Raw genomic sequence first — 13,138 nt, forward strand, 5'->3', positions numbered from 1 at the left:
AAAATGAGGAAAATAATTACGATATGTATCATAGGGCTTTTTGCTCTCAACGTACAAGCCCAGCCTGTAAAAACTTTAAAGTTATCTGATAAAGAACTTTTAGATAAGATTAAAGGAGGATGGACCGGACAAACCATTGGTGTTGTTTTCGGAGCACCTACAGAGTTTAAGTTCACGGGAACTTATATTCAAGATTACCAGCCGATCCCCTGGGCGGAAGGTTACGTAAAATATTGGTGGGAAAAGAAACCCGGATTGTTCGATGATATTTATAACGATTGCACGTTTGTTGAGGCATTTGATGAACTTGGCCTGGACTGTTCACAAGAAGAACTTGCCAAAAGATTTGCATTCGCTGATTATCATTTGGCCCATGCTAACCAAGCAGGCAGATATAATATCCGCCAAGGTATCATGCCACCGGCTTCCGGTCATTGGTTGAATAACCCACATGCAGACGATCTGGATTTCCAGATCGAAGCAGACTTCATTGGTCTGATGGCTCCGGCAATGCTGCCGGAAGCATTGGATATCGCCTCCAGAGTAGGCCACATTATGAATAGCGGTGACGGTTTTTATGGTGGTGCTTTCGTAGCAGCTCTTTATAGCTCCGCTTTCTATGAAAAGAGTCCTGAAGCGATTCTAAAAACCGCAATCTCCGTTATACCTGAAGAGAGTACATTCCATCAATGTATTCAGGATGTAATCAATTTCCATTCTTTGCACCCGGACAACTGGAAAGATTGCTGGTACTTCCTGCAAGAAAAATGGAACTGTGATGTAGGATGTCCCAAAGGCGTATTTCTAAACTTTAATATTGACGCCAAGCTCAATTCCGCTTTCGTAGCATTAGCTATGCTCTACGGTAAAGGAGATTTCACCAACTCTGTCGATATTGCAACACGCTGCGGACAAGATTCTGACTGTAATCCGTCTACAGTCGGCGGTGTACTCGGCGTCATGTATGGGTATGATAAAATCCCTTCATTCTGGTTAAACCCTTTGAAAGAAGTAGAAGACTTTACATTTGAAGGAACGAATATGTCGTTGGCAAAAGCATACCAAATGAGTTTCGATCAAGCTAAACAACTCATAGTCAAAACAGGTGGAAAAGTATCTGGTGGGGAGATAGAAATTCCAATCAAAAAGGCGGATGTACTTCCTTTAGAACAAAATTTCGAAAACACCTATCCGCTTTATAGAGAACGCAAAGACTGCTTCCTGACAGATACATTTGAATTTGATTTCAATGGTAACGGATTTGTTATCTGGGGCAACATTTGCTGCACAAGAAGTATTACTCCCGATTATATCAATCGTGTATCTACACGCCACATCGGTTCCGAGGTGTTCGGATTGGCAGAGCCCAATGACCCTTACGTTGCTAAAGTGGAAATATGGATTGACGGAGAACTGGACCATGTAGCAGCTTTACCCATGAGAAACACAGACCGCAAAGTAGAACCAGCCTGGAAATACCTCATGAAGGAAGGAAGACACCACGTTAAAATGAAATGGTTGAACCGCAAAAAAGACTACATTATTCGTATCAACGACATAATGTATTATTCAGAGAAAAAAGAACATGATAGATTTTACTTTAATAAATAAGTTAAGATGAAAAAAGTCCTGATTAACATCATTCTACTATTTACCTTTTCCATATCGGGAATGGCACAAATAGAATATGGAAAAACAGTTGAAATAAGTAAAGAGGTACTGCTCGACAAAATTAAAGGAGGCTGGGCCGGACAAACCATAGGGTGCACCTATGGCGGTCCTACAGAATTTAAATACAGAGGAGCGATCATTCATGAGAAAACTCCAATAATCTGGTATGATGACTATTGCAAGGACATCTTTGCAGAAGATCCGGGATTGTATGATGATGTATATATGGATCTTACCTTTCTGGAAGTAATGCAAAAAGAAGGGATAAATGCCCCTGCCGAATCATTTGCCAAAGCCTTTGCAAACGCAGATTACAAATTATGGCATGCCAACCAGGCAGCCAGATATAACATATTGCACGGTATTATGCCACCGGCATCGGGACATTGGAAAAATAATCCGCACGCTGACGATATTGATTTCCAGATTGAAGCAGACTTCATTGGAATGATATGTCCGGGGATGGTAAATATCGCCTCCAATTTTTCGGACAAGATAGGGCATATCATGAACTACGGCGACGGATGGTATGGAGGTGTATACATGGGAGCAATGTATGCATTGGCTTATGTAAATAACGACATTTATACAATTATCACGGAAGCTCTTAAAACAATACCCGAACAAAGTAAATTTCACCGTTGCATCATAGACGTTATTAAATATTGGAAACAATATCCCGATGACTGGCGTAAATGCTGGCTGGAAATAGAAAACCGTCATGCTCTTGAGATTGGCTGCCCGGAAGGGGTATTCAATGCATTTAACATTGACGCCACTATCAATGCGGCTTACTGCGTGATGGGACTTTTATATGGCAACGGCGACTTTTTCAAAACAATGGATATAGCCACTCGTTGCGGACAAGATTCCGACTGTAACCCGGCAACTGCCGCAGGAATTCTTGGAGTCATACAAGGCTACAAGGCTATCCCCGAATACTGGAAACCGGCACTCGAAAGATGTGAAAATATTAAGTTCCCTTACACAGATATCTCTTTAAGTTCTGTATACGACATTAATCTCAAACTATTGAGTGATGTATTAAAAGCAAACGGAGGAAAAATAAAAGGAGATAAATACTATACCACGATTCAGAAGCCAAAAACCGTAGCATGGGAAGTTTCTTTTGAAGGCTTATATCCTTCTGAAAGAAGAGTTATCAAATATGATCTCGGTACAGAAAAAACATTTGAGTTCAATGGCAAGGGAGTTGTTTTAATGGGGATGATCAGACAAGATGTTAAAGATAGTAATGACAATTACATCGCCATCCTGGAGGCCTACATTGACGGCAAGAAAGTAGAAACCATAGAAATGCCTTATGACTACATAAAAAGAAAGTATGACATTTTCTATAATTATGATTTAGAGGAAGGACCTCACAAACTGGTTATTAAATGGATTAATCCAAATGAAAAATATGCCGTTCAATGTAAAGACATGGTGGTTTATTCATCCATACCGGCAGAGCCAATCAATCCTTATAAATAAAAGAGAGAAGCCATGAATAGAAAACTACTCCTATTATTAGCCTTATTATTATTTTCCTACGGATTGTCATCATGTTCGTCTGATGATAACAGTCCGTCCGAAGGCGAACAGACCGAGACACCGGAACTGTTTACCAAACGCTATAATCCCGATCAAAGTTTTTACAGCAAAATATTAGGACAAGAAATCAAATATTCCGTATTACTGCCTCAAGAATATCTATCGGAAAGTACGGGTAAATATGGAGTAGTTTTCCTTCTACATGGCTGGGGAGGGAACCAAAGTTCATGGGGACCTTCAGGTCTGAATATTCAAAGCATAGCTGATGCGCAAACCAGCAATGGTAGTATTCGCCCATTGATCTACATCATGCCGGAAGGTTTCAACTCTTATTTTTGTAACCGCTATGACGGAAAGTTCAACTATATGGATATGTTCATTAATGAACTCGTACCCCTGATTGATAAGCGGTTCCGAACAACAACCAGTAAGACGGAAAGAGCTGTTGCCGGGTTCTCTATGGGAGGTTTCGGGGCATTAAGTATAGCATCGCAACATCCTGAAACATTCTCGGTATCAATAGGATTAAGTCCCTCCCTAAATACAGATGAACAATACATCTCTTTGTCACAAGACGGTTGGAATCTTCAATGGGGAAACAACTTCGGAGGAAGCGGCCAGACAGGAACAGGCAGGCTGACAAGCTATTATAAAAGCCAATGTCCGCTACACTTTTTCAAGGATAAACCAAGTTCCACATTTCAAACAGTACGGTATTACATAGACTGCGGTGATGATGAAGAAAGACTATATGCAGGAAACGATGAATTACATACTCTATTACGGGACAAAAATATCAAGCACGAATATCGTGTACGGAACGGTGCCCACACTGACAGTTATTGGCGTGAATCCATGAAAGAGGCATTGCCTTTTATCGAACGTTCATTCAAAGGAGAAAACTATCCGCAGGAAACTCTGAAAAAATTCACAGAGGAATTACATGCTACTAATAAAAACATAAAAGTAGGTAATTCCAATATCGAACTATGGTTACCGGATGACTACAATTCCGAACTAACTTACAAAGTTCTTTATTACAGCAAAGGAGAAGGTAATGTTGATCTTACAACAAAGAAGGTAGCAGTGGCATTAGATTCTCTTATGCAAATCAAACGTATGATAATCGCAGGTTTTAATGTGAAAGAAATGATTCTAAATGGAACAAATTTTTCAGCTATTACCGATGCTGTGGAAAAGACGGTTCATACGGAAAGCAATGCAGATTTCAGATTAGGATTAACATACGGTTCAGAAGCTAATTACTTATACAATCAGTCAACAGGCAATGCCCCTGCTATCAACTTTTTCTTTGCAGAAGACGCGGATATTATCAACCTTTCTGCCGAGAATCGTGCCAAAATCTATTATTTGGACATAACAGACGAAGGCAGCAACTACAATAGCATCTTTACTCTGTTCAATGGATTGCGAGGTGCAGAAGCTCCGGTGCAATATCGTGTCAGAAACGGACTGGATAGTGAACAGTCCGCCCAAACAGGTATTTATTCAATGAGTTATTATATTGGTGAACAGTTAATAAAGAAATAATATGAAGAAGATACTGTTATATATTATCCTATTTCTATCAGGTATAGATGGAGCTTGGGCACTTCCCATAGAAAAAGAAGGGATGAGTATTTACAGTCCGTCCCTAAAGCAAGAAGTCTCCTACTCCATTATCTTACCGGAAGGTTATGAACATTCAGAAACAGAATATCCAGTCTTATACATGTTTCATGGAATAGGAGGTGATTATACCAGTTGGCTCGAATACGGCAACGTTGCCCGTGTAATGGATAAAATGATAAAAGAAGGAAAGATTCAACCTTTCATTATGGTTATTCCTGACGGTTACCTGTCTTATTACAGTGACACTTATGATGGCAGTTCCCTTTATGAAACTTTCTTTATCAAAGAACTGGTTCCATATATAGATAACAACTATCGTACTCGCAAGGATATTAATGGACGCTCGATCATTGGTTTCTCTATGGGAGGATTCGGAGCATTATCCGTTAGTTTGCGCAACCGCCACTTATTCGGCTCTGTCGTTGCGTTATCGCCATCCATCCGTACAGAAAAACAATACATGGAAGAAGGGCCACAAAAAGGATGGGACAATCAATGGGGACGGATTTTCGGAGGAGTGGGAAAGAATGGTAACCAGCGCCTAACCAGTTACTATAAGCAACATTCACCCTACCACATTCTTTCCACCCTCCGCAATCCCGATTTAAAAGGATTTGGCATCATGCTAGATATTGGAGATAAAGAAGGTACTCTTTGCGAAAGTAATGAAGAACTGCACCGATTATTACTGGAAAGACAAATACCTCATGAATGGGAAGTACGTTCAGGAGGACATGATTTCGCCTGCTGGAATACTGCACTGCCCAAAGCATTCAGATTCATAAACGAATATTTCAATGGGAAGCAGTCAGGAAATAGTGAGAGTAGTCTTCCGAATGAGACTCCGTTTATCCAAACAGCCAATGCAACGGTCTATTATCCGGAACAGGCTCAAGGAAGCACAAGAAAATATCCTATTATCTATGTACAGGGAGAAATCAACGAACAACAGCAAAAGGTTCTCGTCAGTCAGTTTCATCAAATGGTAGATGAGAATAAAACATGGCCTGCTGTTCTTTGTTTCGTAAAAGCTAACACAGACCTGTCAGAAACAATTTCTGATATAGAAAAGCAACTCTCCGGCATCAGAGGTTCCCAACGTATGCGGGCTTTAATCACTTTGGGAGATAATATTAAAGAAGGTATAGAAGCTATTCAGAGAGAAAATTTGTTTACCGGCATAGTCTGTGTAAATGCCATCGGCAACGAGAATGATGCTCAAAATTTTATAAAAGCAGTCAACTCTCACAAAAGATATCCCAGATGCTGGATGGAGATACTACCCAAATCAAAAGAATATGGTTTTAGTAGTAATATACATATCCTTTTGAAAGAATCGGACCTGGAACATGAGTTCCGGTCAAGAAAATGTAAGGAAGCCAATGTTTTCACTTATTGGGAAGATTGGATACTATATTTAAATAACAGAATTCATGTTTAACAATTAAATACTAATAGTATGTTCACAGTAAACAGTTATTTATTGGCAGTTATATTCTGCATCGTAACCATGATTTGTTGGGGTTCCTGGGGTAATACCCAAAAACTAGTTTCCAAAAATTGGCGTTATGAACTTTTTTATTGGGATTATGTGATTGGAATGGTATTGTTCACCATCTTGCTAGGCTTCACTATGGGTAGTCATGGAGATACCGGACGTTCATTCCTGGAAGATCTGGGACAAGCATCAGGAGACAGCATTGGTTGGGTTATCTTGGGGGGCGTAATATTTAATGCTTCAAACATTCTTCTTTCAGCGTCTATTTCCTTGGCTGGTATGTCTGTAGCTTTTCCTTTAGGAGTTGGCATTGCATTGGTATTAGGGGTAATCGTCAATTATCTGGGAATTCCAACTGGTAATCCTTTGCTTTTATTTGGCGGTGTAGCTCTCATTGTTATTGCTATCATTTGCAATGGAGTGGCTTCCGGAAAAATGCAAAAGGGAGAAGAAAGCAGGAAAAACAACAAAAAGGGAATTATCATTGCATTAATTGCCGGTGTACTGATGTCTTTGTTCTACAGGTTCGTAGTGAAAGGTATGGACGTAGAAAACTTCAATTCTCCTGCTATAGGAATGATGACTCCTTATTCTGCCATCTTTGTTTTTTCAATAGGCGTATTACTAAGCAATTTTGTTTTCAACACATTAGTAATGAAATATCCTTTTGTCGGAGAAAAAGTCAGCTACTCCGAATACTTTAAAGGAAACACGAAAACTCATATATGCGGAATGCTTGGTGGAGCGATATGGGGACTTGGTTCCGCGTTCAGCTATATCGCATCAGGAGAAGCTGGTCCGGCGGTATCTTATGCACTAGGACAAGGCGCACCACTTATTGCCGCTATTTGGGGAGTATTTATCTGGAAAGAATTTAAAGGTTCAACGAAATCTGTTAATCAACTACTGGCCTTGATGTTTATCTTCTTCCTGGTTGGTTTGGGAATGATAGTAGTTGCCGGAAACTAATTATTAACCTTAAATAGAACAACATGAAAAAGTATTTTTACTTATTAGCCATGCTGGCAGTAGTACTAGGTACGACTGCTTGCAGTGATGATGACAATCATCCCAGTACAAACATTCTGGATAAACCGGAAGTTACTGTTCCTGATGTAAAAGAGAGTTCTGCTGTTATTACATGGAAAGCCATAGGAAACGCAACAGCTTATATTTATAGCTTGAACAACGGTAGTGAACAAAGTACTGACCAAAATACAATTCAACTGACAGGTTTAGAGCCGGAAAAAAGTTATACATTCAAAGTAAAAGCTCAAAAAACCGGATCAATCTATTTTGAAGATTCAGACTATGCAGAAATCACTTTTACAACAACCTCTGAAGTAACAGTTTATCGAATAGCCACTTTTGCGGACGACTGGGATAAATGGTATTACGAATATAATGATAATGGTACTGTAAAACGTGTATACAGGTTATATGAAGGAGAATTGGATAGAGAATGGCTCTTTGCTTATGATGGAAATAATATCACAGTGACAGGTAAGAACGCATATAACATGACTTTAAATGACCAAGGTTATGTTGCAACTTTTGTAGATGGTTCCAACACTTACGAATATACTTATGATGAGAATGGCTACATGACCAAAGTTGAAAAGAATGGCAATATTGCATCTAACATCACCATAGAAAATGGAAATATTATGCAATGGACCAGATTTTCAGATGGAGTAGAGCAGTTTAAAGTTCAGACCTATTCTGCCGTGCCTAATGTGAGCGGAGCACATTGCATCTATGCGGAAAGCAGTGGAGCTAGTCGTTGGCTGGTTGAAACTGGTCTCTTTGGAAAAGCTTCGGCTAATTGCCATACGAGCAGTGGTTGGCAACATTCATCCAGTACAGCTACTTACACATTCGAATATGACGAAAATAGTTGTATCAAAGAGGAAAGCAAAAACTATGACGGATATATAGAGAATTTCTATTATACATATTTCTCCGAATAGCACTTTATGAAATAACTAATTCATGGAGGTGTGTCTAGAAGTCTGGCGCACCTCCATGAATTATAAAGTTATTAGAGACTTTAGACTGTTATATCCAGTAAAACCTCTCCCCTTACATTCAGCACCTTAATCCTCAATTCATCGTTCTTCTTTTCCAGAATCATCACCGTAGCACTGTCCATCTTATATCCTCCACCAATAATAACTGGATAATTATTACCCAGTTCCCCTTTCGGATGGTAAGCGTATTTATGGGTATGTGCATTCAGACTGACATTAAAAGGTGCTTTTTCCAATAATTTAGTCCACAGATCTGCACAGAGATTCTTTTCATAATTACCGTAAAGCGGAATATGATGAATAAGGACACGTTTCTTTGCTTTCTTGAATTCTTTGGCAGACAGTTCTTTTTTCAGAAAATCAACCTGTTCATTACGCAATTGAGTAAAATCGTTCAAGCCATAATATACCCAATGGTCGTCCGGTTTATCTTCTCCACAATCCAACATGACGATACGGGTATCTCCCCAGTTAAAAGAGGCATAAGTTTTATCTCCCACATAATCAAAATGGTCACGCAAACCGATAGAATAGGCATTGCGGATTTCATGGTTGCCACGCATAAAGAAAGTCGGTATGCGATCGCCACACACTCCTTCGGTCAGTTCACTGATAAATGTGGTTGCCTGCTCGTGATCCACAGGATCATCCACACAGTCACCATTGAAAACAACAAAATCATACTTAACATCCTGTATTTGTTTACATAGAGTACGGAAAGTATTGGTATGTTGATGCAAATCATTAAAAACAATAGCGGTAAAAGACTCTGTATCAGCAACAGGAAGAGTAAATTCACTGAAGGTCGATTGTGCTGTATTTCCAAATACCTTTTTATATGCCTGATAAAGCAACATCTCTTGCGAACACACACGATAATAATATTTCTGTCCGGGCTGTAAGCCATCTATACGTATTTTATGCAGCTTGTTATTACAGACCACCTGACCGTCAACAATCATACGCGCACGTTCCAGCCGGGTAGTATCTGTGCCATATTCCACCCAGCAATAAGAAGGAACGGTTGTTTCCCACATCACAGTAATGCCATTACCCACAGGATTCTGCAAATAAGGTTTAGTACGGAATATCTTGTCTGCCTTTTCAGCGGTACGCAATTCCACAAGTATGGGACGATGGTCGGAAGCCATTGGCTCATTAACTACTCTCGCAGATATGACAGCAAATCCGGTAGCGTTTTGCTTTGACGCGGCAATATAATCAATGGTCTCTTTTGGATCGGGAGCAGGATAAGTATGCTTTTCCGGATTGGAGAGTATTTGAAAATCCTTTTGCAATTCTTTGATGAAATCGGATTCAGGTTCAGCATTCATATCCCCGGCTAGAAAAAGAGGCTTTTTATAGGAAGCAATCAATGACTTCACTATTTCCAAAGATTTCATACGGTCTTCTTCCGTTAATGACAGATGAGTACAACAATAGATATAATCCTCAAATTCTGCCAGAATCAAGGTGCGGGCCTCTTCTCTACCAGGTAAAGGGATAGCTTGTAAACGTAGCGGAACTTGCTTTGTCAACAGTCCGATTCCATATTTACCTCCTTCAAACTCTATAGCAGGTGCAAAACAGGCATGCATCTGTGTACGTTCAGCTATTTCACCCAGCACATATTTCTGTCTGCTCCGACGGGTCATACTGTCTACCTCTTGTATAGCCACAACATCAGGAGAAGCATTATTTATCACATTGACTACCCGTTGAAAACTACAAATATCATCCATGCCGTTCGCATTTTTAATATTATAAGTCATCAGTCTCAATGTATGTTGAGCCTGTACTGGAAAAATAAATAGGATGACGGAAATGAGTAAAAAGATCTTTTTCATGTTCTTCATTTTTGGGGGTTATGTTAAGTTTCCCCAAAGGTAAGAAAAAAATAAAAAGCCACAAAGATACGGATTCATACCTTTGCGGCCTCTTATTGTTAAGAATAGCTTTTCTCTAAATGGGGGGGGATGAGAATAAAGCTATATTATTTACAAGGTCGATTTATTATCTCATTATTTCTTTTGCCACTTTGCGGTAGTATCCCACATTTGCGGATCTACGCTATTAAAGTGCCAAAAACCGATTTGAGAGATTCCCAGTTCATCAGCTAATTCAAGTAGCGCTTCCGTACTTCTGGCATCACTTGCATAAAACAGATGCCGATTACCATCAGTACCATCATACAGATACATGTTTACCTTTTCATAACATAACCAGGTAGGAGAAGGCAAAATTCCATTTATACTGTCAGGCACAGATTGGTAAACCTGCCTTCCTTTGATGTCACCAGTTACAGCATAATCATTTGCATAAGCAGGCAGAGCCATCACTAATTTATCATTCGGAATGTGTTTCATCCAGAAAAGCATCGCCTCTTTAGTCCATAGATAATTAGACGTAGGTCCAATGCCCATACAATCATCCCTATGTTTGAGCTCGGGCTTATCTATCCCAGGTGCAAAATACATATCGTAACACATCACTCTAATTAAGTCGCAGGTAGTATTCAAAACTGCCGGATCGTGAAACATCTTAGTTTCGTTATCCTGATACAAAGCCGGATAAAAACTAACGCAATGGCTTAATTTCTTTCCAACAGCATGGAGTTCTTTTGAAGCAAGTTTCAGGAATTCGGTATATGCATCCTGAATATCAGGGCTCAAATGTTCGAGATCAAGATCTATTCCATCATATCCATTTGCATTGCAATCGCTTACATACTTCTCAACAAGTGCCTTTCTTTTCTGTGGCGTATCAATCGTTTCTTCATTTCCACCTACAGCCTGATATACTTCGATATGATTCTGATGACACTCATCGATAAATGATTTCGGAGGATTCCCGAAAACGCTAATGGAACTAATTATCTCTTTCACTGGCTCTATATCCTTAAAAGAGCTTCCATCTATATAGACATACCAAGGAGCTACTTTCTTCTCCTGGGTGGTGGAAGAGAGTGTTTCCTGCTTGCAGGAAACACTCGTCATTACCAACATTACACAGCATATAGCTGTTCCAATTATGCTTAAATACCTCATTGAATGTAAAGTAAACTGTTATTCTTCATCATAATTATACTTCTTATATTCTATATAGTCATATTTGACTGTATATGTCTTTGCAGTAGGCTTATCTCCTTGCCAGCCACCTCCATCAGCAAAGGTCATCATTGAGAATCCAAATTTAAACTGTGCCGGAGTATACCAGGTAGTAAATGTTTTCGCCACTTCACCATCTATAATCCATGCCGCCCAATATGCACCATCTGCATTAAGTCTAAGGTCAATAGTCAAAGTGTGTTTACCCGGATCAATAGGTACACCGTAAACTCCCATAGCCTCTGTATAACAACGTACCAGCATCTGGCCTGGAACAGGAGGAACCGTACAAGCCGCACGATCATTTTCAGTACCCGAGAAAACAAACATAGAGAATGACCTTTCTTCAGCGTTAGTTGCAGCGATATTACCACCTGCCAACCATTTTTCACCTACCCCTACCAAAGGAACATCTATTTCCCATGTATATTTTCCAGCTCCCACTTCCGGACTATAAACGAAGTTATTCCCGTTAGATAGATTCAAACTTCCATCCGCAATCGTTCCTCCATTGTTAGTCCATCCAACAGGAACAAAACCAGCTTCCTCAAAGTCCCACTTCACTGTTGTTCCCTCTGGTTCGGGAGGAAGCTGACCTTCGATAATCGGCTTCATTGAATAATCATAAGGAACATATTCAAGATAATCAAATAAGGCATAATTTTCTTGAGTTGCCGCATGATCGCCCATACCATAAAGATTCTCGACACTAGATATAGCACGGAAATAAGCCTCTTCACCATAATCTAATTGTGCCCTCTTTAAAACTTTACCATCAACCGACCACTCCGCCAGATATTTCTTATTCTCTAACTTCAAATCCAATACAAACGTATGCCAAGCATCCCCCTTAATAGGCGTGAATTCAGAGAAAAAAGGATTAGCCTGACTAGTCACAAGGCACAGCATATCATCTGGTCCGGCACTATGTGCTGCACGGTCTGCAGCTGTACCGGAACAAATTTCAAAATCCAATTCATGCCCATCGTCAAAATATAAAAATGCTCCAATACTGGCCCGGTCATTCATTCCGAATTTAGGGACATATATCCTCCATTCATAACGACCTGATCCGAATTGCGTTGTTGTCTGCACCTTGAAACGGTCCCCATTAGTACCTTCATACTCTTCACCTGCCCGGGTATAGATTCTTAACGCTTTTCCATCTTCACATTCGTCATTATCTACGATAGTGATCGGATTGATCCCTGCCACAAGCCCCGTCTTTTGCAATCCAGTAAAGTCACCGTAATTATAAATGGTTCCTTTATAGCCATCCTGAATAACTGTGATGGTTCGAAGTTCAGCACCTTTCGCCGCTATAGTCAAGGTTGCACTGCGTTTTGGGCCGTTATTCTTATCAGCAGAAATTGTTAGCGTACCATTACCAGTTCCTTCCAAAGGAGAAACTGTAAGCCAATCACCACCTGCCTGATCCACTGCAACTTCCCAAGCTGCTTCTGACGTAATATCTACAGTCTGAACTTCAGTAGAGGAGACTCCGAATGTTAAAGCATTTGTGGAGATTCCGCATGCAACAATCTCTGTTTTCTCTTTGAAGCTATCACCGCATGATACTAAAGAGGCATTACATAATACACCTATTGCTAAATATAAATATCTTAGTTTCATAATGATTGTTTTTA

Annotated in this window: 9 protein-coding genes; 6 read left to right on the forward strand and 3 right to left on the reverse strand. The window is 39.9% G+C overall.

The annotated features are described in order from the left end of the window. Positions 1-3: 3 nt before the first annotated feature. Genes DW862_RS03025 through DW862_RS03050 form a run of 6 tightly spaced genes read left to right on the forward strand, consistent with a single transcriptional unit; the run spans position 4 to position 8,325 of the window. Positions 4-1,611 carry an ADP-ribosylglycohydrolase family protein gene (locus DW862_RS03025; RefSeq protein ID WP_120067276.1) on the forward strand — a complete coding sequence of 536 codons (1,608 nt, stop codon included), beginning with the start codon at positions 4-6 and terminating at the stop codon, positions 1,609-1,611. A 6-nt stretch (positions 1,612-1,617) separates the two neighbouring features. Next, a complete protein-coding gene (locus tag DW862_RS03030) occupies positions 1,618-3,165 on the forward strand; it encodes an ADP-ribosylglycohydrolase family protein (RefSeq protein ID WP_015531757.1) in 1,548 nt (515 codons plus the stop codon). A gap of 12 nt (positions 3,166-3,177) precedes the next feature. Next, a complete protein-coding gene (locus DW862_RS03035; protein ID WP_120067277.1) occupies positions 3,178-4,776 on the forward strand; it encodes an esterase family protein in 1,599 nt (532 codons plus the stop codon). Position 4,777: 1 nt separating this feature from the next. Then, on the forward strand, positions 4,778-6,298 hold the full coding sequence (locus DW862_RS03040) for an alpha/beta hydrolase-fold protein (protein ID WP_015531758.1): 1,521 nt from the start codon (positions 4,778-4,780) through the stop codon (positions 6,296-6,298). An 18-nt stretch (positions 6,299-6,316) separates the two neighbouring features. Further along, on the forward strand, positions 6,317-7,324 hold the full coding sequence (locus DW862_RS03045; protein WP_008642584.1) for a GRP family sugar transporter: 1,008 nt from the start codon (positions 6,317-6,319) through the stop codon (positions 7,322-7,324). A gap of 23 nt (positions 7,325-7,347) precedes the next feature. Next, positions 7,348-8,325 (forward strand): fibronectin type III domain-containing protein, encoded by a 978-nt coding sequence (locus DW862_RS03050; protein ID WP_004296463.1) that lies wholly within the window; start codon positions 7,348-7,350, stop codon positions 8,323-8,325. An 80-nt stretch (positions 8,326-8,405) separates the two neighbouring features. On the opposite strand, the gene DW862_RS03055 is transcribed toward DW862_RS03050, so the two are convergent. The 3 genes from DW862_RS03055 to DW862_RS03065 all read right to left on the reverse strand — a co-directional run bounded on the left by DW862_RS03055 (position 8,406) and on the right by DW862_RS03065 (position 13,124). After that, entirely contained in the window at positions 8,406-10,232 is a 1,827-nt protein-coding gene (locus DW862_RS03055; protein ID WP_165861872.1) for an endonuclease/exonuclease/phosphatase family protein, read from the reverse strand. A gap of 174 nt (positions 10,233-10,406) precedes the next feature. Continuing rightward, the gene (locus DW862_RS03060) at positions 10,407-11,390 is read right to left on the reverse strand and encodes a glycosyl hydrolase family 18 protein (RefSeq protein WP_032841992.1); all 984 of its coding nucleotides are present in this window, start codon (positions 11,388-11,390) and stop codon (positions 10,407-10,409) included. A 60-nt stretch (positions 11,391-11,450) separates the two neighbouring features. Next, complete coding sequence (locus DW862_RS03065) at positions 11,451-13,124, reverse strand: BACON domain-containing protein (RefSeq protein ID WP_008642576.1); 1,674 nt, start codon at positions 13,122-13,124, stop codon at positions 11,451-11,453. Between the last annotated feature and the right edge of the window lie 14 nt (positions 13,125-13,138).

The organism is Bacteroides sp. AM37-9 (assembly GCF_003603455.1).
In the GTDB taxonomy this organism is placed as follows: Bacteria; Bacteroidota; Bacteroidia; order Bacteroidales; family Bacteroidaceae; genus Bacteroides; species Bacteroides xylanisolvens.

Coding starts and splice junctions, on each gene's coding strand:
- DW862_RS03025 (WP_120067276.1), top strand. CDS start 4: ATGAGGAAAATAATTACGATATGTATCATAGGGCTTTTTGCTCTCAAC.
- DW862_RS03030 (WP_015531757.1), top strand. CDS start 1,618: ATGAAAAAAGTCCTGATTAACATCATTCTACTATTTACCTTTTCCATA.
- DW862_RS03045 (WP_008642584.1), top strand. CDS start 6,317: ATGTTCACAGTAAACAGTTATTTATTGGCAGTTATATTCTGCATCGTA.
- DW862_RS03035 (WP_120067277.1), top strand. CDS start 3,178: ATGAATAGAAAACTACTCCTATTATTAGCCTTATTATTATTTTCCTAC.
- DW862_RS03055 (WP_165861872.1), bottom strand. CDS start 10,232: ATGAAAAAGATCTTTTTACTCATTTCCGTCATCCTATTTATTTTTCCA.
- DW862_RS03065 (WP_008642576.1), bottom strand. CDS start 13,124: ATGAAACTAAGATATTTATATTTAGCAATAGGTGTATTATGTAATGCC.
- DW862_RS03050 (WP_004296463.1), top strand. CDS start 7,348: ATGAAAAAGTATTTTTACTTATTAGCCATGCTGGCAGTAGTACTAGGT.
- DW862_RS03060 (WP_032841992.1), bottom strand. CDS start 11,390: ATGTTGGTAATGACGAGTGTTTCCTGCAAGCAGGAAACACTCTCTTCC.
- DW862_RS03040 (WP_015531758.1), top strand. CDS start 4,778: ATGAAGAAGATACTGTTATATATTATCCTATTTCTATCAGGTATAGAT.